This window comes from Rickettsia endosymbiont of Ixodes pacificus, from assembly GCF_000965155.1.
In the GTDB taxonomy this organism is placed as follows: Bacteria; Pseudomonadota; Alphaproteobacteria; order Rickettsiales; family Rickettsiaceae; genus Rickettsia; species Rickettsia tamurae.
In genome coordinates this window covers 315,209-340,053 of record NZ_LAOP01000001.1, presented here as the reverse complement: position 1 = coordinate 340,053, position 24,845 = coordinate 315,209, and the positions used below count along the sequence as shown (strand labels likewise).

The following is a 24,845-nucleotide window of genomic DNA, read 5'->3' as shown; positions in this document are numbered from 1 at the left end:
ATGAGTTGGATTATTTTTTATACGGTAATCGCTGCTTTACTGATTCTCGATTTGGGAATAATACACAAAAAAAATACCGTAATGAGCTTTAAAGAAAGCGTACTTTTTAGTCTTTTCTATTTTGTAATGGCTTGTTTATTCTGTATCTATGTTTACTATAATACGGGGGTAGATCATGCTCGTGAATATTATACTTGCTTTCTCATTGAGAAAGCTATGTCACTTGATAATATTTTTGTTATCTCTATTATTTTTCAATTTTTTAAAATTCCCGGGAAATATCAACATCGTGTTTTATTTTTCGGTATAATAGGCGTAATAATATTCAGAGCCATAATGATTTACGGCGGTATTATTCTTATAAATAAATTTGCCTGGTTATTATATATTTTTGCCGTAATACTTATTGCTACCGGTATAAAAACTTTTTATGTATCACATAAAACTTTTGATATACAGAATTCTTATATTTACAAGTCAATAGTAAAAAATCTAAATATTACTCCTAATCTTGAAGAGGATAAATTTGTTGTTAAACGTAATAACAAACTATATTTTACCCCCCTTTTTATATCTCTAGTACTGATAGAAGCAATAGATTTAGTCTTTGCTATAGATAGTATACCGGCAATATTCGCAATTACTAATGATGTTTATATAATTTATACTTCAAATATTTTTGCTATTTTAGGGCTTAGAGCGTTATTCTTTTGTTTAGCAGAAATTGTAGAACGTTTCAGTTATATAAAATATTCTTTGGCTTTAATTTTAATATTTATCGGCTTTAAAATATTTATTCATCATTATATAGCGATTCCGGCATATGTTTCGCTCACTGTAACTATTACTTTATTACTATTTGGTATAATTGCTTCCATAATTAGGAAAAATATGATTGACCATTAATAAAGGGGGTATATAATATTTTTTTATTTTTTAAGAAATTATAATGACTAAATTACTAAAATTATTTTTTATTACTATCATCATTTTTAATAACATTGCTTTTGCAAAAGAAACAGGGTTCTATATAGGAGCAGAAGGCGGAATAGTTGAACCGGTCGTTAGTAAATTCCGACATAAACACTCAAATACCGAAATAATTTTAAAAAAATCAAGTATGTATAGTGGGGAAATAGGCTATATAATATATCCACAGATAGCTATTGAATTCTCAGCAACTTATCAACCTAAATATCGTCTGCATTACGTATTACCTCAGCAAAATTTAAGTAATGGTCTCACTATTCCTAAAACTCCAGGTAATACTACCGTATTATCAAATATATATGCTAAATCTTATTTATGGTTTAGAAAAAATAAAAACTTTCACACCTTTTGTAATACTTGGAGGTGGAATAGCACAAATAAAAGTTACCTCTTCTAGGTGGAGTGTTATAAATAGCGATTTAAAGTAAGAAGAACCCATAAAAATTGTGTTGCTTGGCAAGCAGGTCTTGGGATTTCACAAGATGTAACTTCAAATTTAAGTATTGATGCAACTGCAAAATTACAAACGGCATATAAAGTAAGAATTAATTATGATACGCTTGATATGAAAACGGGGCAATTTGTGCCGGCAAATCCTATCAAAAAACTATAGCCATTGGAGAATTTGGCGTAGGATTTACTTATAGATTGCCATTAGATTGCCATTTTAATAATTCTGTGAAATATTTATATGAAAGCTGCAATGTCATCCCGCGGGATGACACGAATAATCCAACTATATAAGGAAAAAATATGTCCCCAAAAGCTACTAACTCTTCTTCTACCCCTAACGGTCATGATAAGACGGCAAAAAAATCACATTCCATACAATCAGTTCTTAACGGTGTGGTTTCAGATCATAACACTTATGATGAAGTACCATATGAGAGCTACCCGTATGCCACTACCCACCCCTATCACTTAAGTACACTTGCAACTCTTTTCAATGTAAATGCTCCTGAAGTCGAGAATGCAAAAATATTAGAGCTTGGTTGTGCAGCAGGCGGTAATTTAATACCACACGCAGTTCTTTATCCAAAAGCTCATTTTGTTGGGGTTGATTTGTCTAAGGTACAAATTGACGAAGCAAATAAAAATGTCAAAGAACTTGGACTGAAAAATATAGAATTTCATCATTGTTCGATAACCGATATTGATGATTCTTTCGGTAAGTTTGATTATATAATTTGCCATGGTGTAATTTCTTGGGTGCCAAAAACCGTTAGAGATAAAATTTTTGAAGTTTGTAATAAAAATCTTAGCCCAAACGGAATAGCATATATTAGCTATAATACGCTACCGGGTTGGAATATGGTCCGTACTATTAGAGATATGATGATGTATCATTCTAGCTCATTTGCAAATGTACGGGATAGAATAGCTCAATCTAGATTGTTACTAGAATTTGTTAAGGATAGCTTAGAGAATTCTAAAACTCCTTATGCAGAAGTATTAAAAACCGAGGCAGAGCTGCTTGCTAAACAAACCGATCATTATTTACGTCATGATCATCTAGAAGAAGAAAATGCTCAATTCTACTTCCATGAATTTATGAATGAAGCAAGAAAGCACAATTTACAATATTTAGCCGATTGTAATCTTTCGACTATGTATCTTGGTAATATGCCACCAAAAGTAGTAGAGCAGTTAAAAGCGGTGAACGATATAGTTAGAACTGAACAATATATGGATTTCATTACGAATCGTCGTTTTAGAACCACTTTGTTATGTCATAGTGATGTGAAAATTAATAGAAATATTAACAATGATGATATAACGAAATTTAATATGATCTTTAATATAGCGCCTGAAAAACCACTCAAAGAAGTAGATCTTAATAATGCTTCAGAATCCTTAAAATTCTTCTTAAACGGTAATAAAGACTCTAACTTAACAACTAGTTCGCCTTATATGAAAGCTATTTTATACACTTTCAGCGAGAATCTAAATAATCCGTTAAGCTTTGAGAAAATAACCGCTGAAGCTAATAAAAAGCTACATAATACTAAATTAAACGAAATTAAAGCTGAGCTTTTAAATAATGCAATGAAGCTAGTATTACAAGGTTATATTAGTATTACAAATCAGAAGCATCGAAATAACCCTGAGCTTGATAAGCCTAAAACAACAAAAATGGTAATACATCAAGCAACCCATACACCTTCTATGTGGGTTACAAATTTAAAACATGAACCGATCGGCGTTAATTTCTTTGAGAAGTTTGCACTTAGATATATGGACGGTAAACATGATAAAAAAGCAATCATTGAGGCTGTACTTGGTCATGTAGAAAAAGGCGAGCTAACTTTAAGTAAAGAAGGTCAAAAGGTAGAAAACAAAGAAGAAATACGCAAAGAACTAGAAAGCTTATTTACTCCGATGATCGAGAAATTTTCTTCTAATGCTTTGTTGGTTTGATGTTTGAATATAGGCATTTACTATGTCATTCCTGCGAAAGCAGGAATCCAGTAAAACCTATAAAAACAAGTTTTTATAGGTTTACTTTGTCAAATATGTTTATATTAAGGTTATTTTTCTGGATTCCCGCTTTCGCGGGGATGATATCGAAATCATGCAAAAAACATGTCGGAAGAGGCAAAAATGAATAATAAAAATACTAATCAAACCGAAAAAAGTATATTAATTGGAATGCAAGAGGCTGTTTTTATACGCTAAAGGAAAATTAAAAGCAAATAAACATGATATAAAATTATCTAATATAGACGTGCATGAAGCAAGAGATAAGTTAAAATTAACACAACAACAATTTGCTACAACATTTGGAGTTAGTGTTGCAACTTTAAGAAACTGGGAACAAGGCAGAAGATTACCTACCGGAGCTGCAAAATTACTTCTTAAGATTATTGAGAAAGAACCTAATGTTGTAAAACGAGTTTTACGAGGATAAAATAGAGATAAGACACAACCTATATAAACACCATGCCTATATTTTTTTATTTATTTGCAACATTAATAACTATCAGTGGCTTATGCGTTGTCTTAAGCAAAAATTCCGTATATTCGGTATTATGGTTAATTTTTGCATTTATCAACGGTGCAGGGCTTATGATTTTGCTTGGAGCAGAATTTTTAGCTATGATGCTGATAGTGATTTATGTTGGAGCTGTAGCAGTATTATTCTTATTTGTGATAATGATGCTAGATATGCATTTTAATAAGACAATAACACAGTTAAAAGAAAATCTTGCTTTAAGTATTTTTATAGCTCTAATAATGTTTGCTGATTTAGTAACAATTATTTTACTTGGCACCAAAAATATTAATTTCAGCTCCGATATATCATTTGCCATAACAAATAATATCTCAAATACTAAAGCAATAGGAGGCGTACTCTACACAGACTTTATGCTACCGTTTCAAATGGCGGGCCTTATCTTATTTGTCGCTATGATTGCATGTATTACGTTAACGCTAAAGAAGCGTGAGGGAGTAAAACGTCAAGATATATCAAAACAACTACGTCACAATAAAGAAAATACCGTATTAATGACAAAGCCTATTCTAAATAAAGGTGTTGAGAATATTAAATATGAATGAATATATTTCGCTTAATCATTATTTAATCTTAAGCAGCTTAGTTTTTACTATCGGAATGTTTGGATTATTTATGCATCGCAAAAATATTATCAATATATTAATGTCTATTGAGTTAATGCTGCTTGCAGTTAACATAAATTTTGTTGCATTTTCCGTATATATGCAAGAATTATCGGGACAAATTTTTAGTATTATAATCTTAACCGTAGCAGCTGCCGAAACCTCAATCGGGCTTGCAATATTACTAATATATTTCCGTAATAAAGGCTCAATTGAAATTACCGACATTAATCAGATGAGGGGATAATGATGTATCAAAATATTTCCATAATGATCATCATGTTACCGCTTGCCTCTGCAATAATAAACGAGTTATTCGTAAGGATAATAGACAAAAAATTAGCTCAAGTAATTGCAACCGGCTTTTTATCTTTATCTGCCTTATTCTCATTAATAATATTTTGTGATGCGGGCTTAGACGGAAATATAATCCATATTAAATTATTACCATGGATTGAGGTTGGAAATTTTAAAGTAAATTGGTCGATTTATATCGATCAGCTAACTAGCATAATGTTTATAGCCGTAACATGGGTATCTAGCGTCGTGCATATTTACTCGCTTGGCTATATGGCCGAAGATAAGGGGATTATACGCTTCTTGTCTTTTCTTTCTTTATTCACTTTTTTTATGTTAATGCTAGTATCTAGCGATAATTTCTTACAGTTATTTTTCGGTTGGGAGGGCGTCGGCGTTTGCTCATATTTACTAATTGGTTTTTGGTATTCAAAAGAATCCGCCAATAAAGCAGCGATTAAAGCTTTTATAACAAATAGAGCCAGCGATTTTGCTTTTATCTTAGGCGTAATAACGATTATTGTTTATTGTGATTCGGCAAATTACAAAGATGTATTTTCATCTGCAGAATTATTATCTAATACAAAAATATGGTTACAGTTTTCTATTCTAGATATTATTTGCTTCTTATTATTCATCGGCTGTATGGGTAAATCTGCACAGATTGGTTTACATGTATGGCTTCCTGATGCGATGGAAGGACCGACTCCGGTATCCGCACTTATTCACGCAGCAACCATGGTAACGGCAGGAGTATTCTTAGTAGCACGCTGCTCGTATTTGTTTGAATATAGCCCTTTAATTCTACAATTTATTACGATTATCGGCGGTGTTACTTGTCTTTTTGCTGCAAGCATTGCTATTATGCAAAGCGATATCAAGAAGATTATTGCTTACTCTACCTGTAGCCAGCTTGGTTATATGTTTATGGCTTGCGGGGTATCTGCCTATAATAGCGGGATATTTCACTTAGTAACTCATGCCTTTTTTAAAGCCTTATTATTCTTATCAGCCGGCAGCGTAATACATGCCGTTCACGAGCAGGATATTTTTAAAATGGGTGATTTAAGAAATAAAATGCCGGTAACTTACGGAAATTTCTTAATCGGCTCACTTGCACTAATAGGGATTTATCCTTTAGCAGGGTTTTACTCTAAAGACTCGATTTTAGAAGTGGCTTATAGTAGCGGCTCATTTATGTTCATTTTTGGGATAGCAGCAGCAATACTTACCGCTATTTATTCAATGAAGATTATTATGTTGGTATTTCATGGCAAAACTAAGCTAGAAAAAGATGTTTTTGAGCATGCTCACGAACCGGCTAAAGTAATGAATAATCCACTTATATTACTTGTCGCTGGGAGCTTTTTTAGCGGTATGATCGGCTATTATTTACTCTCTATGGACAAACCAAACGGTTATTTCCATGAAAGCCTATTTAATTTACATATTTATAAATTACTAATTAGCCACCCGCCTTTATATATAAAATTACTACCTATGGCAGTCGGTATAGTGGGAATTGTTATTGGGATTTACTTATATAAGTCAAGTACTGTCATTCCGTGGCTTGACCACGGAATCCAAAAAAAATGGATCCCGCAGTCAAGCTGCGGGATGACACCCCTTGGATTAATTTCCAACATTCTAAGAAATAAATATTACTTCGACGAGGTATATAATTTCTTAATTGTGAAGCCTATTAACTGTTTAGCTTCTTTATTTTATCTTGGCGATCAGAAAATAATCGATCGTTTTGGACCGAACGGTTTTTCACGAGTCGTTAATTGCTTTAGCGTTCTTACCGGCAAAACACAAACAGGATATGTTTTTAATTATGCTTTGTATATAGTATCATTTATTGTTGTAACAATTAGTTATTTTGTTTGGAAAGGTTTTTAGTGTCATACCATGGCTTGACCACGGTATCCCAGAAAAAAATTAAAAAAGGACTGGATCCCGCGATCAAGTCACGGGATGACAGCGGTGGAATTGATCCACGCAACAATGCCTCGTGGGAATGACATATACTAATAAAAAAACTCATAAAATCTTAAAAGAATGTTAGAATTACCTATTATATCTATCAATATTTTTCTGCCGCTAATAAGCGTGCTATATATTTTGCTGTTTATTAGTCAAAGTAAAAAGGTAGATAAACCGATATATGTAATGTATGTTGCAGTGCTTAGTTCTGTTTTAACATTCATCTCAACTATTTATATTTTAATAGAGTTTGACTCCTCAAACCCCGCTTATCAATTTGTTGAACGCTACGCTTGGCTTGATAAAATCGGGCTTGAATTTCATGTTGGCGTTGACGGTATATCAATATTTTTCGTAGCTCTAACTTCCTTTCTTACTCTTATTTGTATAATCGGAAGCTTATTTACCGTTAAAAAATATATTAAAGAATATTTAGTATGTTTTTTATTAATGGAATCTTTTTGTATAGGGGCATTTACCTCTGTAAATTTATTATTATTCTATCTCTTTTTTGAAGCAATATTAGTGCCGATGTATATCATTATAGGCGTTTGGGGTGGTGAGAATAGAATATATGCAGCTCTTAAATTCTTCTTATATACTTTCTTTGGTTCAGTATTTTTTCTACTTTCATTAATTTATATTTACAGCAAAATTCATAGTTTTGATTTAACCTATATTTCTGAACTTACCTATAACATCCCGTTATTTGCTCAGCAAATTTTATGGTGGGCTATCTTTATTGCTTTTGCCGTTAAAATTCCTATGATTCCGTTTCATACTTGGCTACCCGATGCACACGTACAAGCTCCAACTAGCGGCTCGATTATTCTTGCCGGTATTTTGCTAAAACTCGGTGGTTACGGTTTTTTAAGAGTATTACTACCGCTATTTCCGAGTGTATCACAAGAATTTGCAATTTACGTAATTTACCTTAGCGTTATTGCTATAATATATGCGTCCCTTGTTGCTTTTGCTCAAAAAGATATGAAAAAGATGATAGCCTATTCATCAATTGCACATATGGGATATGTTACGATAGGTATTTTTAGCTTTACTGAAGCCGGAGTTAGCGGAGCAATATTTCAGATGCTTAGCCATGGCGTGATTTCTTCATGCTTATTCTTAATAGTCGGTACTTTATATGAAAGATTGCATACTAAAGAAATAGCTAAATATGGTGGTGTAGCAAGTAAAATGCCTGTACTTGCCACATTTTTTATGATTGCTATGCTCGGCTCTGTTGGGCTACCCGGAACTAGCGGATTTATCGGTGAATTTTTAAGCCTACTTGGGATTTATAAGGTGAACGTAATAGCAACCTTTATAGCAGCTCTCGGCATAATACTTGGGGCGGTTTATATGCTGAAATTATATAAAGAAGTAATGCTCGGTGAGATTATCAATAAAGAAATTATGCATTTCAGAGATTTATATAAATATGAAATAATCTCAATAACTCCTTTAATACTACTAATTATTTACTTTGGTCTAATGCCGAGTTCTATTTTAAACGTATTTCGTTTATCGGTGGAGAATTTGCTAGTAAAATTTTAATTGCTTACAAAAAATATAAATGCTACTCTAATTATAGAACTTAAAAGTGAGGTCTATATGAAAAAAAGAATAGATAAAGAAGCTAAAAAAGTAAATCATGAATTAGACAACGCAACTAAAAAGCTAGGTCAAGAAGCTATAAGGTAACAGGCATAGATATAAGTCATGTGGTAAATCCTGATGCATCAGATCATAAAAAAGCTTTAAGAGGTGCTCGTGACAAACTTGGAATTGGTCATAATAATCAATAAGATAATACAGAATTAACTGGGACCACACCAGAAGAGCATCATGAAAATTAAATTTATTGAAAAGCAACAGATATCATACCGTGGTCCCGCCACGGTATCTAGTAAAATTATTAGTATTTTAAATTGCTTTTATGGATACCGTGGCGGGACCACGGTATGACAAGGGCATGCTATCACTTCATCAATTACAATTTAACTTGGCACAAAGAAATTTATTTGATCTAAATATTACTTTTCTTCCTTCTTCTATCACCTATATAAAAGGAGCTAACGGTTGCGGTAAAAGCTCACTGCTACGAATGATAGCGGGAATTATGCAACCTAGTAGCGGTAATATCTACTATAGAAACTGTAATATTAACAATATCGCTAAACCCTATTGTACTTATATCGGTCATAATTTAGGTCTAAAACTCGAAATGACTGTTTTTGAGAATCTAAAATTTTGGTCGGAAATTTATAATTCCGCTGAAACCCTATACGCTGCTATTCATTACTTCAAATTACACGATTTATTAGATGAAAAATGCTATAGTCTGTCTAGCGGGATGCAGAAAATCGTAGCTGTAGCAAGGCTTATTGCTTGCCAATCTGACTTATGGCTACTTGATGAAGTTGAAACTAATTTAAGCAAAGAAAATAGGGATTTACTAAATAATTTAATTGTTATGAAAGCAAATAGCGGTGGTATTGTTCTTCTATCCTCTCATCTAGAAAGCTCTATAAAATCTGCACAGACATTACAACTTGATTAATTATTATTGTTTTGCGTATTTTTATAAATCTTCCAATGTATAGCTAGACCATAGTAAATAGGTACAGTTAAATAAACTTTAGTACGTGTTCTACAGCCATACTGATATCTTGAATTGCCCCGTAACTTTTCTTATTTCGTTCTTAATCTTAAACCAATAATGTTCTATAGGATTTAAGTCTGGGCTATATGTAGGTAAGAATAAAATTCTGCACCCAACCGACTCGATTAATTCTCTTATTATATTATTCTTATGGAAGTTGATATTATCCATAATTACTGTTTGTCCAGGATGTAATTCTTTAGTTAATATAGTCTCTACATAGGTTGTAAATATTTCTTTAATTGTAAACCTTCAGATTTGATCTGACATATTAAGATTGAAATTAGACGAGTTTGTGGGTATGTAGATAACTAAGGAGTTATCTATCATATCCACGAACTAAATATAAAACTCAATTAATAGGAACAATATGTCAAATTATGATCAAAAAATAATCAAACCTAAATTAGGATTATTAGAACTTGCAAAACAACTAGGTAGTGTTAGTACTGCGTGTAAAGTAATGGGCTATTCAAGAGATAGCTTTTACCGTTTCAAGGAACTATATGAGATGGGCGGAGAAGCGGCTCTTGTGGATATGAGTCGTAAGAAACCTATAGTAAAGAATCGTGTATCAGAACATATAGAACAAGCAGTAATAAATCTTGCTATAGAGAATCCTGCTCTTGGTCAGCTTCGTGCGAGCCAAGCACTAATAAAGCAAGGTATTATAGTGTCATCCAGTGGTGTACGTTCTATCTGGCTACGCAACGATCTTGAAACTCTAAAGAAACGACTCAAAGCTTTAGAAGCTAAATCTGCACAGGACGGTATCTTACTGACAGAAGAGCAGATATCTGCTTTAAAAAAAGCAAAACAAATTAAAGAGGCTCATGGAGAAATTGATACTCAGCATCCCGGTTATCTTGGTGCACAAGACACCTATTATGTCGGTAATATGAAAGGAGTAGGTAGAATATACCAACAAACCTTTATTGACACTTATTCTAGAGTGGCTATTTGCAAACTCTATACTGATAAATCTGCAATAACATCCGCTGATATTTTAAATGATAAGGTAATACCTTTCTTTAATAATCATGATGTACCACTACTGAGAATCCTTACAGATAGAGGAACGGAATATTGTGGTAAGGTAGAACATCATGCTTTTGAGTTATATTTGGCTATAGAAAATATTGATCATACTAAAACTAAGGCACGTTCTCCTCAAACTAATGGAATATGCGAAAGATTACATAGAACTTTAAAAGATGAATTTTATGATATAGCTTTCCGTAAAAAGATTTATAGCTCATTAGAGGATTTACAGATTGACTTAGATCAATATTTAAACAAATATAACAATACTAGACCGCATTCTGGAAAGTTCTGTTATGGAAAAACTCCTATGCAAACTTTCAAGGATAGCATTAAAATTGCTCAAGATAAGTCTATTAATTCTTACTTATCTGACAGCACTTTTGCTGCTTAATCAATCTCTACCTGTCAGATCAAGTGTACGGGCTGTTGAAAAAATCAACAAGGTTGCAAATACTTTAATATTTTTTTATCTTTAATAGCAGTAGATAAAAAAACCAAAAAATAATTTTAAGTATCCGTTTAAAATTTTGTACTATCGCAATCATCAGTATTTGAATCTGTGTTTTCTGTACACTTCTAAATTTTGCTCCTCGTAAACCATGATTCTCCTTAGCTTCACCAAATAGACCTTCTATTTTCCACTTTCTCTCAATTAGTTTTTTCTTAAAATCAATTCTATTCTGTCTGACCTTTACCTCATCTATTTCATCCTGATAAGGATTACGATAAATAAATCGTCCTCTATTACTATAATTATCAGAAATACAACCTGATTTTAGAGAGCAATTTTTACAATGCCCTCCTGTAATACGATAACGTTTTATTTGTTTTTTATCTAATTTATCATACGGATAAAGATAATGTCCCTGTGGACACTTATATCTATCCTGTTCTCTATCATATTGAAATTCCCCCCTACTTATTTTTCCTTCACCAAGATTATCTACATGTAAAGGTATATAAGTTGTAATTCCAAGTAATTTAAAATATCCATAGGTTGGACCTCTACCATAACCTTTGTCTGCTATCCATTCTTTTACTCTAAAAGAAAAATTATTTAATATATTCCAAACTCTACTTGGAAGTACAATACACTCATGTTGTGATCCTGTACTTACATAACAATCTATTATAATACGTGAATCTGAATCAATTGAGTAGTGGGTCTTATAACATAGCTTTTTATAACCATTAGTTCTTGATACAAGACTACAATCAGGATCTGTCCTACTGACATGAGTTTGATTAGATATTTTCCTTACTTTTTTCCCTTCTCGGAAATCATGATAACGACGTTCATATTTTTTTAATTCTCTCTTTTGTGAATCACCTTGATCTTTTCTTAATATTAGGCTATTCATAGAGGCATTAGATTCAACTAAAGAGGCATCTGAAATAATTGTTTCTCCTTTTATAATATCTAGTTCATACCATTGCTTAATCAAGCTTATAAATATTTCTTGAAATAGTTCTACCCCAAATCTATCTCTTATCCTACTTAATGATGAATGATCCGGTACTTTATCCTCTAAACTTAAACCACAAAACCACCTATATGCTATATTTAACTGAATTTCTTTACATAATCGTCTATTTGACTTTATACCATATAAGTAACTTATTATTTGCATCCTAAAAAATAATACAGGATCAATTGATGGACGTCCGTAATTAGCACAATAACGATTCTTAGTTATTTCATAGATAAAAGAAAACTCTAATTCTTTAGCTTCATGAATCCTCACTAATAAATGATCATTAGGTATCATGTGCCTTAAGCTAAGGCTATTACATCTCACACTTTGATCAAGCTTATAACCCTGCATCTTTACACCTTCATTTAAGCATAAAAATACAGCTTATTCCTTAGATTAACTCTTTTCTACTTCTTTTTATAACTTTTTCAACAGCCCGTGTAGAGTTTTACAGTTTAATTGACTTTGTGGAAGTTCTATATAGAATCATAACCGAAATAGCGTTTTGCTATTTCGGTGTGTCGAAACCTCTGTCAAAAGTGAGAGTATTTTTCACAAAACCAATGCAATCCTTGGCTTCACGGTCTATATAGTGAATGCATTGAATTAGGTGACATTTCTATTTCATCTTTTAATTTTTAAATAACATATCTCATGGTTGGCATTAGCGATATTCGCTATATCCTTAAAAAAATAAAATATTTCTTATAAATATCATCTAATTCAATACATTTCACTATAACAAATTTTTTTACTTTGTAAGTTTATGTATTAAATAATTCTCTGTTGAGATTACTTTTTTATCGGTTTTATTTTCCAAGGCCGTTTTAGCGTTTTTAGCTATACTTCCTCCTATTTTACCTGCAACCTTATTTTCTTCCATGCCTGTTGCATTATTAGTTTCCGCTACCTGACGAGTAGATAATTCAGCAAGAGCAGTAAAAATTAATTCTGCTTCGTTCATGTGATCACTTAAATTTTGATTTGTTAAGCCCTTTATATTTTTGTGTTCTTTAACAGTTATACCAGCCCATTCTTGATGAATAATATTAGTTAATATAGCAAATTCATTCTCTTTTGTTACTTCATGATTTTTCCAGTAATCAGTTAATTTATTTCGTGTTTCCTGCCCCATCATACGTTGTTGAATCCATTTCTCGCTACGACCGTGCCGTTTCCAATTATCCCTTGCTCTATCAATTGACTTTTCCGGATCAGAAATTTCTTGAATCCTCTCATAACCGACTTTAGCAAGCCATTGTTAAACGGTTCTGCTTTTGGAGACGGAATCGAAGTAATGACTCTGTATTTGCACAATCTGTTAATCTCATTTTGCCGTCAGGAGCTTTCAATTTCAAACCGTGACAATTTGTCACGACTTCACTTTCTTCCTGATTTAATCTTTGCTTAAGTTTACACCAATAAGCACTAGAATCGGCACTATCAGTCAATGCTCCTACTACATCAACTACTGAAAACCACCATTCGTTATTATGCAAAACTCCTCTAATGGTTTTATCTTTAAAAATTACTAACTTATTTAAGTTCATCGCTATTATTCATAATGTTCCATATTATTTTTTATGAATTATAGATATTCTAAATAAATTTTACAACTTACATTAGAAATAAAAAAATCTTTTAGATAAATAAACTATTGGTTTAAAATAAAATAAGTTATAGATTGACTTTTAAAGGAAGTTAGGTATAAACTTTAACTGAAATAGTAAAACACTATTTCGGGGTGTAGCAACCTCTACCAAAAGTGAGAACATCTCTCACATAACTGATGTAATCCTCAACCTTATGGTCGGGGAGATAACAGAGTTACAGAAAGACCTTTGAAAAAGAGAGATATCAACGCAATAGAGAAACGCTTAGCAGAACTAGAAGCAATATTTGGTATTGCTAAAGTATAGATGAGCAGGCATTGCTTTCATTTATGTCATTCCTGCTTTCCTTTCACGGAAAAACATTGCCCACATGGATCGGTTTTAACGTCATTGCGAGGAATTTACGTAAGTAATTGACGAAGCAATCTTAGGAGAGTTTGTTATTATTTCATGAGATTGCCACGCAGCTTACCGTTGCTCGCAATGACTATATATCTTTAACAATCCCTTTTCAAATAAAACGAGTATACTAGTCAAATGGTTTCACTATAACCATAATCACTGCAACAATCATGCAGATAGCCGGAATCTCATTAACTATGCGGTAAAATTTTTCTGAATGGACATTCTTACCATTTGCAAAATCTTTTCGCCATCTTGCAAGTAAACCGTGAAATATCACTAAAATTAATACTGCAAACATTTTAACGTAAAACCAAGTATCAAGAGCAACAAACCCGTAAATATGAGCATTTATTAAACCAAAAATAAATGTGCTAATCATTGCCGGATTCATAATGAATCTGAGTAATTTTAGCTCCATTACTTGTAAAGTACTATCTAGCTCACTACCTATTTTAGCTTTGGTATGGTAAACATATATTCTAGGTAAGTAAAGAAGTACTGCCATCCAACATATAGCAGATATCAGATGGACTGACTTAAACCATAGATAGTAACTTGCCATTCTTTTCCTTATTAATTTGTTAATTTACATAAACATTTAGTAAATTCATTTGGACATATTCTTGTATTAGAGCTACTCGTAACTAAATTAGTATCAACCTTACTAATAAATCGTAGCAATATATTTGTCAAACTATTAATAAAAATTTTATTTGTTCCAAGTGTCGGAATTCGGGTATATTGAATTTTATATTTATCTGCGATTAATTTATATTCAATATCAAGTTCTACTAGTGTTTCAACATGCTCGGATACAAAGGATATAGGTACGATAATTATGTCTTTTTTTAACTTTCCTGCTAGCTCTATTTCGTCTTCCGTATTCGGTTTTAACCACTCCATAGGTCCTACTCTACTTTGATAAGTTATCTTATAATCTAGATCTTTTATATTTAATTCTTTAACTATTGCTTTTACTGTTTCTTTTATTTGAAAACTATAAGGATCACCTGCTTTTATTATTTTTTCAGGTAACCCGTGAGCAGAAAATAATATACGAAAATTTTTATCGTATAGTTTTTCCTTAATCAATAAAACATGGGTTTTTATAAAATCTTCTTCTAGAGGATAACAGCAAATTGTTTTAATTGGAATATCAACATCAAGGTTTTGTAAAAAATTTTTAACCGAAGATCCTGTCGTAGTACTTGAAAATTGAGGATATAGAGGCAATAATATTATTTCGCTTGGGTTATATTTTTTTATTTGACCTATTACTTCTTTAGCAAACGGTGCTGAATATCTCATATTTATAAAAATAGCGAAATCTTCTTTTATGAGTTGCTTTAGCTTTTCGGTTAGTGCTAATTTCTGCTCCTCTGTTTCCTGAAGTAAAGAAGATTTACCACCAATTAAAGAATAAATTTTTTGAGATTTTCTCTCTCTAATAATAGAAATTATTTTAGCGATAATATAACGCAAAGGATTTGGCAGATTAATTATAACTTTGTCATAGAATAGATTAAATAAAAAAGGTTTTACGGATTCAAGATCTTTTGGACCTCCTAAATTAAAAAGTACTATTGCTATTCTTTTCTTCATATAACCTAACATATTCTGTCAAAAATTCTATATTTTCCGGAGGTGTCTCAGGCAAAATACCATGTCCTAAATTAAAGATAAAATTCTTTCCTTTCATTACCTGAAGAATTTTATAAGCTTTTTCTTTAATAATTTCTTTATTAGTTAATAATACAACTGGATCTAAATTACCTTGTACTATTACTTTATCACTCCACTCTTTCATTTTTTCAAGAGGAATCATTTGATCTACGGCTAAAATATCTATCGGTACTTCTTTTATAAATTTTTCGTACAATAATCCCGCTCCTTTAGGAAAAGCAATTACAGGAGTTTTTGGAAAAACTTCTTTTACTTTTAGTATAATCTTTTTTGTCGGCTCTATTACAAATTCAGTAAACTCCTCTTCTGCAAGTACTCCTGACCATGAATCAAAAAGCTTTAAAACATCTGCTCCCGATCTTGCTTGATTCATAAGATGATCAGCTGTTTTTTCCGTAATAAAATTTAATAATTCTTTAGCAAGTATTTTATTTTCATATATAAATTTTTTGCTCGTTTTAAAATCTTGTTTCCCTTTTCCCTCTAGCATGTAACTCATCACTGTCCAAGGGCTACCTGCAAACCCTATTAAAGAAGTGGTGGAGGGCAATTCTTTTTTTACTTTTTTTATTATTTCATAAATCTTTTCTAATTTATTATTCGGATTGCTTTGCAGATATTTAAAATCTTCTTGTGATTTGAATTGCTTTAATATAGGTCCTACATTTTCTTTAAAATCTACTTCCCATCCAAGAGCATGAGGTAAAACTAATATGTCAGAAAAAATAATAGCTGCATCAAATCCATAACGTTTTATCGGTTGTAAGGTTACTTCCGTTGCTTTGTTAACATCATAACAAAAATCTAGAAAATTTTTTGTTGTTTCTCTTACTTTTTTATATTCCGGCAAATATCTACCTGCTTGACGCATAAACCAAATAGGTATTTTATTACTATTTCCTTTTAACGGATTTAAAATTTGCTTCATGCTATTACTAAAAATATTAAATTAATAGATATATTTATTGTTTGTTGTTTATGTAAACAGAATTATGTAGATTAAATGTTTTAAACAGAGTTATCAACAAAATTTTCATTAAAATATTCTTAAAAATATCGGTATTTTTAATTATAATTCACATAAGTTTGTAATGAATTTATACAAGTGGATAATTAAGCGTAAAATTCATTTATAGCTTAGAAAAGACTATTTTTTCAAAGAAAAATGATATTTATTCACAATTTTATCCACAAACTATTTATTTAAAAGAAAATACACTAGATTTACTTGATTTAATAAGGATTTGAGGAAATTTTTAATAGATTTTAATAGGAAAAATAACAAGTTATTAAAAAAATTATCCACAATTACATGTGTAAAGTATGACAAAGCTAATTATTCACTTGGTTTCAGACTCTTCCGTGCAAACTGCAAAATATGCAGCAAATTCTGCTCTTGCACAATTTACTTCCGTAAAACCAAAATTATATCATTGGCCAATGATTAGAAATTTGGAATTGCTAAATGAAGTATTAAGTAAAATAGAATCTAGACACGGGATAGTATTATACACGATTGCCGATCAAGAACTCCGAAAAGCTTTAACGAAATTTTGTTATGAATTAAAAATTCCATGTATTTCTGTAATAGGTAAAATTATTAAAGAAATGTCTGTTTTTTCAGGTATTGAAATAGAAAAAGAACAGAATTACAATTATAAATTCGATAAAACTTATTTTGATACACTTAATGCCATAGATTATGCCATAAGACATGATGACGGACAAATGCTTAATGAGTTGTCGGGGGCTGATATAATATTAATAGGTCCTTCTAGAACTTCTAAGACACCAACTTCCGTATTTTTAGCGTATAACGGTCTAAAAGCTGCCAATATTCCTTATGTTTATAATTGTCCCTTTCCTGATTTTATAGAAAAAGATATAGATCAATTAGTAGTAGGACTCGTCATTAATCCAAATAGATTAATTGAGATAAGGGAAGCTAGGTTAAATTTATTGCAAATTAACGAAAATAAAAGCTATACAGATTTTAATATAGTACAAAAAGAATGCTTAGAGGTTAGAAAAATTTGTGATCAAAGAAATTGGCCGGTAATTGACGTGTCGACTAGATCAATAGAGGAAACAGCAGCTTTAATAATGCGGATATATTATAATAGAAAAAATAAATATAATAAATAAAAAGATTTTCATTATTTACAAGTAGAAGCCTGTACTTTATAATTTTATTTTATACTCAGTGAATTTCAAAAATTGGCGTTGTCGTCTAGCAAGTTCTGCGGTACTCACTTATTAAGTATACGCTCCGTTCCTCGCCTTGCAGACCGATTACTCTTTTTAAAATTGACCTTCGTATAACCACTCTTCATTTACCGATAGTAATAACAAGGAGAAATTATGGCAAGTAATGTAACGGATAGCTCTTTTAAAAAGGAAGTATTAGAATCGGATTTACCGGTACTGGTTGATTTTTGGGCAGAATGGTGTGGACCATGCAAAATGTTAACACCGATAATAGATGAAATCAGTAAAGAATTAAAAGGCAAAGTAAAAGTACTTAAAATGAATATTGATGAAAATCCTAACACTCCTTCAGAATACGGTATTCGTAGTATTCCAACGATAATGTTATTTAAAAACGGTGAACAAAAAGATACTAAAATAGGTTTGCAACAAAAAAATTCTCTTTTAAATTGGATTAATAAATCTATTTAATATTTATTTTATGTCACTTAACCATTCAAAAGTATTTATAGAGATAACCGATGGTTATGTAGAAGGCATAGATACTCATAAAAGAGCTCAAGATTTAAAGCATTTCTTCTTGAAAAAAGGAGTCTCTCTTTCTCCAAATATACCTATATTAAATAATATTAATTTTTCTTGTTATGAGGGAGAAAAAATAGCTTTTATAGGAAGTAACGGTTCGGGAAAAAGTTCGCTTCTAAAGCTAATTGCCGGAATATATCCGTTAAAATCCGGTACCGTCAAAATTCATGGAGATATTGCGGCAATTATAGATATGGGAGTCGGTTTTGAACAGGAGCAGACAGGTCGTGAAAATATAAAAATGTTAATGCTATATAACAATATGTTAGATAAATATAGCAAAAAAATTGAGCAAGAAATCATAGATTTTTCAGAATTAGGTAGTAAAATCGACTTACCGATAAAAAATTATAGTTCAGGAATGTTATCACGCCTTGCTTTTTCCGTATCAATATTTCAAAATCCACAGATTCTATTACTTGATGAAGTTTTTGCGGCAGGCGATAGCTATTTTATAGAAAAATCTCTTAATTTAATGAAAAATAAATTTAAGAATACTCCTATTTCGATAATAGTAAGTCATCAAGAAGAAATTATAAAAGATAATTGCGATAGATGTGTTTTATTAAAAGACGGCAATATTATAGGTGATGGGATTCCATCAGAAATGTTTAAAATCTATAACCAACAACAAGGAAATTCATAAATGATAAAGTATTTTTTTTCTAAAAAATACTGGCGGGCAATAGCATTACTAGTTAAAGCTTCTATAATTAGGCAAAATAAAGATTCTTTTTTGGGTTCTTTATGGAGTTTAATTCAGCCTTTTATTCACATAATGGTAATTTCATATTTTTTCGGTTTTTTATTAAGACAGCCAAGAGAATTTATGGTAATGAACTTAGTCGGCGGTATTCCTTTATGGAGTTTTATAGTAAGCAGCCTAACGATTTGTTCGAGTTCTTTGGTAACACGTGATCAAATAATAAAAAAAGTTAGAATTTCTAAGACTTTTTTTCCTGTTGCGGACAGTTTAGGGCAATTATATACTTTAATTTGCTCATTTTCGGCAATGTATTTTGCTTTTATTTTATTATTTCCAGAAAAATTTTCTTGGCAAATAATATTTATGCCGATATTAATTTTGCCCTTAATAATATGTGTGATTAGCGGTTCTATCGCAGTAGCATTTTTAACGCCGTATATTCGAGATATTCCACAAATATTAAATGTTATTCTCGGAGTTATTTATTGGAGTATACCGATAGTTTATCCATATTCGCTAATTCCGGAGTCTAAAAAGATATATTTTGAATTTAATCCGTTCTTTTTAGTTATAAGACCCGTACAAGTGTTGGTGATTGACGGAACATTACCGGATATGATGCTGATAGTTAAGTCTATTATAGTTGCATTTATTACTGTTTGTATCAGTTATTTAATTTACAGACAATTTTCTAAAAGAGTTATTTATTACTTATGAAACTTGGTTTTAATCTAGATTTTAATGAATTAGATTTAACCGGACTTAAAAAATTAGATCAAATATTTTTAGATTATCTCTTTAAAGCCGATAAATTTCTGCATAAAGGTTTAATATTATTTAGATCAACTCCTTTCTCTATTATTCCACAAGATTATTCCGAATTTTTATTAAAAATCTCCCCTCATTTAGACGATTTTTTAGCAGAGTTATTTTGTATTTCAAAAGAAGTAACTATATCAAGATTAAAGCATAAAGATTTTGATATTATTTATGAATGTAAAAGAAAATTTGTTCAGCGTGTTGCCGTAAAAAAATATCCACCGGAAAAAATAAAAGATATTGATTTTGAAGAGGTGTATTTAAAGCTAACTAATTTAATAGGTACGAATTTTACCTCTAGAGAATTTGCCAAACAAATAATTATATGGCAACAGGCAGAAGAAAGTTTTGCCACAGAATTAGACATAGCAGCACAATATGTAGCGTGTAGAGTTTATGGTTATTGCCATTCAGTGTCATCTCGTGGCTTGACCACGGGATCCAGTAAATCGACAAATGTTGATGTTAAAAGTTGTTTTTTGGATCCCGTGGTCAAGCCACGAGATGACATCTTGTTTACAATCCCCCAAAAACTAGATAAAGAAAACCTAATAGACGATAAAAAAATATTAAAATATCAAAAAAATGAGAGAGTAGATTTTGACTATACAGATTCTTTTTTAAATCTAGATGAAGCTCTAAACCACTCTCATTATTGTATTTATTGCCATAAGCAGGATAAGGATTCCTGTTCTAGGGGGGTGAGTGTCATCCCGTGGCTTGATCGCGGGATCCAAAAAAAACAAATGGATCCCGCGATCAAGCCACGGGATGACACTCAAAACGGCTGCCCCTTAAAGCAGAAGATTTCCGAGATGAACTATGTTAAGGCACAAGGTTTTAACCTAAGTGCTCTTGCTATTATTGTTATTGATAATCCGATGGTTGCGGCAACGGGTCATAGGATTTGTAATGATTGCTCAAAAGCTTGTATTTACCAAAAGCAAGATCCCGTAAATATCCCGTTAATAGAATCAAATATTTTAGAAGAAACGCTTAAATTACCTTACGGTTTAGAGATATATCTACTTCTTACTCGTTGGAATCCGCTTAATATTTATGCACCTCTACCAAAAGAACCTACTAATTATAATATTTTAGTTACCGGTCTTGGTCCTGCAGGTTTTAGTCTTAGCTATTATTTATTACGGTCAGGTCACAATGTTACGGCTATTGACGGTTTAAAAATTACTCCTTTGCCTTTTGACGTTCATAAGCCTATAAAATTTTGGCATGAATATAAAAATTTGTTATCGGAAAGAATGCCAAGAGGATTTGGAGGGGTAGCAGAATACGGTATAACTGTTCGCTGGAATAAAAACAATCTTGATATATTACGGCTAATATTAGAGAGAAATAATAATTTTAAATATTATGACGGGGTAGCTTTAGATTTTAATATAACGAAAGAACAGGCTTTCGATTTGGGTTTTGACCATATGGCTTTTTGCATTGGAGCAGGTCAGCCGAAAGTTTTGGATATAGAAAATTTTGAAGCTAAAGGCGTAAAAACGGCTTCCGATTTCTTAATGACTTTACAAAGCGGAGGGGCATTTTTAAAAAATTCTAATACTAATATGGTAATTAGAATGCCGATTGCGGTAATAGGCGGCGGTCTTACTTCTTTAGATGCAGCAACGGAAAGTCTATATTACTATAAAAAGCAAGTAGAGAAATTTGCCGAAGATTATATAGAAAAAGATTTAACGGAGGAAGATAAAGAAATAGCTGAAGAATTTATTGCTCATGCAAAATTGTTTAAAGAAGCTAAAAATAATGAAGAATTAAGAAAGGTTTTTAATAAGCTTGGGGGTGCTACTGTATACTATCGTGGAAGATTGCAAGATTCGCCGGCGTATAAATTAAATCACGAGGAGCTAATATATGCATTAGCATTTGGTGTTGATTTTAAAGAAAATATGCAGCCTTTAAGGATTAACACCGATAAGTACGGTCATGTAGAATCTGTGGAATTCAGTGTCATCCCGTGGTTTGACCACGGAATCCAGAAAAAATATCAGAATAATGTTATAGATCCCGTGGTCAAGCCACGGGATGACACTATAGTAATCAAAGCCAAAACCGTAATTATGGCAATCGGTATAGAAAATAACACTCAATTTGATGAGGATAAATATAGTTATTTCGGTGATTGTAATCCTAAATATTCAGGAAGTGTAGTGAAAGCTCTTGCTAGTACCAAAGAAGGGTACGAGGCTATTAACAAAAGACTTATAAATAATGACCCTGGCTTTAAAGGTATTTATAAAGATTTTTGTACGCAGCTTGATTATTTATTAGTCAGCAGAATTCATAAAATAAATATCTTAGATGATAAAGCTTTTGAATTGGTAATTCATTCGCCGCTTGCTGCTAAAAATTTTAAGTTCGGACAGTTCTTTCGCTTACAAAATTATTCTGAATATGCTGCTAAGTTAATAGAGCCGGTAGCCTTAAGTCCTACAAATATCGATGTAGAAAAAGGTTTAATTAGCTTCATAGTTTTTGAAGTCGGTAAATCTACTAGCTTATGTAAAACATTATCCGAAAATGAGAAAGTGGTTTTAATGGGACCGACAGGCTTGCCGATGGAAATACCTAAAAATAAAAAAATAGTTATTGTTGATTCCGAAGCCGGTAATGTAGGTTTATTAAAAGTTCTAAAAGAAAATAATAATGAAGTTATATTTGTTACCTATCCTGATATAAAAAACCGTAAATTAACTTATGTGGATAGAGTAATAATTAATGCTTCTCCTGAAATAATAGAAGAATTGCAAAGTCTAAAAAATGAAATATTCGGTGAAAATACGGAGCTAATAGTTAGTGTTAATTCATCGATGCAATGTATGATGAAGGGGATTTGTGGACAATGTATCCAAAAAGTTAAAGGAAAGAAAAAATATATTTTTGCATGTAGCCAGCAAAATCAAAATGCAGAAATAGTTGATTTTAAGAGCTTGAAAACTCGTTTACGCCAAAATTCTTTACAAGAAAAAATACTCCGTCATTGCGAGTGACTGTAGGTGTTGTTGCATGGATAGAAAAACGAGTTCGATGTCATCCCTGCGTAGGCGGGGATCCAGCAAAATAACTTCAGTATTGATATAGAAGTTACATATTTGATAAAATAAACATATAAAAAAACTTGTTTTTTTATATGTTTTACTGGATCCCCGCCTACGCGGGAATGACATAAAACGATCCATGCAACAAGACCGTGAATTTAAGGAGCGTGGTAATCTAGAAAAAGTAATAGAAAAATTCTGATTTACAGAATTTTTTTCTTCCTTGCTTCGTCAATTACTTAAGTAATTTTCTCGCAGTGACGGAAACCCCAATCCACGCAACAATGCTTTCGCAGGAATGACAAGTAAGAACCTATCACATCACTTCTCAAAACGACAAAATGCTCTACTACTATCTTGATTAAGAAAATCGATAATTTGTATTACTATAGAATTATTGTTATATTTCTCGGCAACTTGTTTTATACGCTCAGCAAAATTACCTTCGCCTGAGAAGATTTCTTCGATAGCTTTTAAAGCACTTAAAGACTCTGCTTTATTGAACCCTTTTCTATTCATACCGATTAGGTTTAAGCCCTCAAGCACCGCACGTTTACTACTTACAAGTCCGAACGGTATTACGTCTGCTCCGACCGGTGATAGCCCGCCGATCATTGAATATTCACCGATTCTAGCATATTGATGTACGGCAGACAGTCCGCCGATTATTGCGTAATCACCTACCTCGATATGACCTGCTAGGCTTACATAATTAGCAAATACTACATTATTGTCGATTTTACAGTCATGACCGATATGAACGCCGACCATAAATAAATTATTATTTCCTACTCTTGTCACCATTCCGCCGCCTTGGCTTCCTGCTTGCACTGTAACATATTCTCTTATAGTATTGTTAGAGCCGATTATCGTGCTTGATCTCTCATTAGCATATTTTAAGATTTGCGGAGGTTGACCGATTGATGCAAAAGGATAGATTACTGTATTTTCGCCGATCTCGGTAATCCCCTCAATAACTACGTGGGATTTTAGATCGACATTGTCATGAAGCACTACTTCAGCACCTATAATACAGTATGGACCGATTTTTATGTTTTTACCGAGCTTTGCACCTTCGGCAATTATAGCTGTAGTATGGATATTAGAATTTGACACTATGTCCCTATTTATCTTTAATCATTGCGGTAAATTTACTTTCTGCGGCTATTTCGCCTTCGACCGTAACCGTACTTGAAAATTTCCATACGTTAGCTCTTTGCTGATCAATAACAGCGTGGATATGCATAATATCCCCTGGCTGAACAATTCTACGAAATTTTGCATTTTCGATAGCCATTAAAAACACTTCTTTATTCTTAGTAGAACCTAAAGATTTAGCAACTAATATAGCAGCTAATTGTGCCATAGCCTCAACCATTAGAACGCCGGGCATAACGGGTCTTGCCGGAAAATGTCCTGTAAATTGCGGCTCGTTAACGGTAACGTTTTTAATACCTGTTATTGATTTGTTAGGATCGATTTTAAGTACTCTATCTACTAATAAAAATGGATAGCGATGAGGTATCAAATCCATGATTTCGGTAATATCTATGATCATTTATTTAGGTCTCTTCTTTAATGTAAATTTTCCGTCGTTGCGAGGAAATTATGAAATAATTGACGAAGCAATCTAGTAAAAAGTGCTAAAATCGGCACTTTTTGCTAATTTTTCTGGATTGCTAC

At 31.9% G+C, this 24,845-nt stretch carries 22 protein-coding genes and 3 pseudogenes; 16 read left to right on the top strand and 9 right to left on the bottom strand.

The window, feature by feature from the left end; genetic code table 11:
- The 10 genes and pseudogenes from REIP_RS01940 (at position 1) to ccmA (ending at position 9,454) form a co-directional block, all read left to right on the top strand.
- Complete coding sequence (locus REIP_RS01940; protein WP_045803678.1) at positions 1–906, top strand: TerC/Alx family metal homeostasis membrane protein; 906 nt, start codon at positions 1–3, stop codon at positions 904–906.
- A gap of 43 nt (positions 907–949) precedes the next feature.
- A pseudogene (locus tag REIP_RS12145) lies at positions 950–1,734 on the top strand (outer membrane protein).
- A 9-nt stretch (positions 1,735–1,743) separates the two neighbouring features.
- Complete coding sequence (locus REIP_RS01930) at positions 1,744–3,408, top strand: methyltransferase regulatory domain-containing protein (RefSeq protein ID WP_045803677.1); 1,665 nt, start codon at positions 1,744–1,746, stop codon at positions 3,406–3,408.
- Between the two features lie 165 nt (positions 3,409–3,573).
- A pseudogene (locus REIP_RS01925) lies at positions 3,574–3,898 on the top strand (helix-turn-helix domain-containing protein); the annotation flags it as partial.
- Between the two features lie 32 nt (positions 3,899–3,930).
- Positions 3,931–4,548 carry an NADH-quinone oxidoreductase subunit J gene (locus REIP_RS01920; RefSeq protein WP_023507205.1) on the top strand — a complete coding sequence of 206 codons (618 nt, stop codon included), beginning with the start codon at positions 3,931–3,933 and terminating at the stop codon, positions 4,546–4,548.
- The gene (gene nuoK / locus REIP_RS01915) at positions 4,541–4,855 is read left to right on the top strand and encodes an NADH-quinone oxidoreductase subunit NuoK (protein ID WP_010421133.1); all 315 of its coding nucleotides are present in this window, start codon (positions 4,541–4,543) and stop codon (positions 4,853–4,855) included. Before REIP_RS01920 ends, nuoK begins: the two co-directional genes overlap by 8 nt.
- The gene (gene nuoL / locus REIP_RS01910; RefSeq protein ID WP_045803676.1) at positions 4,855–6,807 is read left to right on the top strand and encodes an NADH-quinone oxidoreductase subunit L; all 1,953 of its coding nucleotides are present in this window, start codon (positions 4,855–4,857) and stop codon (positions 6,805–6,807) included. The genes nuoK and nuoL overlap by 1 nt, the downstream gene beginning before the upstream one ends.
- On the top strand, positions 6,792–6,929 hold the full coding sequence (locus REIP_RS12140; protein ID WP_231569166.1) for a palindromic element RPE4 domain-containing protein: 138 nt from the start codon (positions 6,792–6,794) through the stop codon (positions 6,927–6,929). Before nuoL ends, REIP_RS12140 begins: the two co-directional genes overlap by 16 nt.
- Before the next feature lie 37 nt (positions 6,930–6,966).
- A complete protein-coding gene (locus tag REIP_RS01905; RefSeq protein ID WP_045803675.1) occupies positions 6,967–8,448 on the top strand; it encodes an NADH-quinone oxidoreductase subunit M in 1,482 nt (493 codons plus the stop codon).
- Between the two features lie 418 nt (positions 8,449–8,866).
- On the top strand, positions 8,867–9,454 hold the full coding sequence (gene ccmA / locus REIP_RS01900; protein WP_032139087.1) for a heme ABC exporter ATP-binding protein CcmA: 588 nt from the start codon (positions 8,867–8,869) through the stop codon (positions 9,452–9,454).
- A 67-nt stretch (positions 9,455–9,521) separates the two neighbouring features.
- On the opposite strand, the pseudogene REIP_RS09020 reads toward ccmA, so the two are convergent.
- Positions 9,522–9,796, bottom strand: a pseudogene (locus REIP_RS09020) (transposase); the annotation flags it as partial.
- 130 nt (positions 9,797–9,926) lie between these two features.
- Between REIP_RS09020 and REIP_RS01895 the strand changes: the two are divergent.
- Entirely contained in the window at positions 9,927–10,991 is a 1,065-nt protein-coding gene (locus tag REIP_RS01895; RefSeq protein WP_045803566.1) for an IS481 family transposase, read from the top strand.
- 64 nt (positions 10,992–11,055) lie between these two features.
- Here REIP_RS01895 and REIP_RS01890 read toward each other — a convergent pair whose 3' ends face one another.
- From REIP_RS01890 to hemE, 6 genes are all read right to left on the bottom strand, one after another.
- Positions 11,056–12,369, bottom strand: a complete 1,314-nt coding sequence (locus REIP_RS01890; RefSeq protein WP_172686766.1) for a transposase — start codon at positions 12,367–12,369, stop codon at positions 11,056–11,058.
- A 457-nt stretch (positions 12,370–12,826) separates the two neighbouring features.
- The gene (locus REIP_RS12135) at positions 12,827–13,213 is read right to left on the bottom strand and encodes a hypothetical protein (RefSeq protein WP_231569165.1); all 387 of its coding nucleotides are present in this window, start codon (positions 13,211–13,213) and stop codon (positions 12,827–12,829) included.
- A gap of 109 nt (positions 13,214–13,322) precedes the next feature.
- Entirely contained in the window at positions 13,323–13,625 is a 303-nt protein-coding gene (locus tag REIP_RS11500; protein ID WP_231569164.1) for a hypothetical protein, read from the bottom strand.
- Between the two features lie 592 nt (positions 13,626–14,217).
- Complete coding sequence (gene hemJ / locus REIP_RS01875) at positions 14,218–14,655, bottom strand: protoporphyrinogen oxidase HemJ (RefSeq protein WP_023507388.1); 438 nt, start codon at positions 14,653–14,655, stop codon at positions 14,218–14,220.
- An 11-nt stretch (positions 14,656–14,666) separates the two neighbouring features.
- On the bottom strand, positions 14,667–15,707 hold the full coding sequence (gene hemH / locus REIP_RS01870; protein ID WP_045803673.1) for a ferrochelatase: 1,041 nt from the start codon (positions 15,705–15,707) through the stop codon (positions 14,667–14,669).
- Complete coding sequence (gene hemE / locus REIP_RS01865; protein WP_045803672.1) at positions 15,664–16,704, bottom strand: uroporphyrinogen decarboxylase; 1,041 nt, start codon at positions 16,702–16,704, stop codon at positions 15,664–15,666. Before hemE ends, hemH begins: the two co-directional genes overlap by 44 nt.
- Positions 16,705–17,099: 395 nt before the next feature.
- Here hemE and REIP_RS01860 point away from each other — a divergent pair, with 395 nt between their 5' ends.
- The 5 genes from REIP_RS01860 (at position 17,100) to REIP_RS01840 (ending at position 23,114) form a co-directional block, all read left to right on the top strand.
- On the top strand, positions 17,100–17,921 hold the full coding sequence (locus tag REIP_RS01860) for a pyruvate, water dikinase regulatory protein (protein WP_008579203.1): 822 nt from the start codon (positions 17,100–17,102) through the stop codon (positions 17,919–17,921).
- 216 nt (positions 17,922–18,137) lie between these two features.
- Positions 18,138–18,455, top strand: coding sequence for a thioredoxin (gene trxA, locus REIP_RS01855; RefSeq protein WP_045803671.1), 318 nt, complete (start codon positions 18,138–18,140; stop codon positions 18,453–18,455).
- Positions 18,456–18,465: 10 nt separating this feature from the next.
- Positions 18,466–19,215: an ABC transporter ATP-binding protein gene (locus tag REIP_RS01850; protein ID WP_023507392.1), complete on the top strand. Its 750-nt coding sequence runs from the start codon at positions 18,466–18,468 to the stop codon at positions 19,213–19,215.
- Positions 19,216–19,992, top strand: coding sequence for an ABC transporter permease (locus tag REIP_RS01845; protein WP_045803670.1), 777 nt, complete (start codon positions 19,216–19,218; stop codon positions 19,990–19,992).
- Entirely contained in the window at positions 19,989–23,114 is a 3,126-nt protein-coding gene (locus tag REIP_RS01840; protein WP_045803669.1) for a palindromic element RPE4 domain-containing protein, read from the top strand. Before REIP_RS01845 ends, REIP_RS01840 begins: the two co-directional genes overlap by 4 nt.
- Before the next feature lie 369 nt (positions 23,115–23,483).
- Here the strand turns inward: REIP_RS01840 and lpxA are convergent, their stop codons facing one another.
- Positions 23,484–24,278 carry an acyl-ACP--UDP-N-acetylglucosamine O-acyltransferase gene (gene lpxA / locus REIP_RS01835; protein WP_045803668.1) on the bottom strand — a complete coding sequence of 265 codons (795 nt, stop codon included), beginning with the start codon at positions 24,276–24,278 and terminating at the stop codon, positions 23,484–23,486.
- Between the two features lie 7 nt (positions 24,279–24,285).
- Complete coding sequence (gene fabZ, locus REIP_RS01830; protein ID WP_023507396.1) at positions 24,286–24,720, bottom strand: 3-hydroxyacyl-ACP dehydratase FabZ; 435 nt, start codon at positions 24,718–24,720, stop codon at positions 24,286–24,288.
- Positions 24,721–24,845 lie beyond the last annotated feature (125 nt).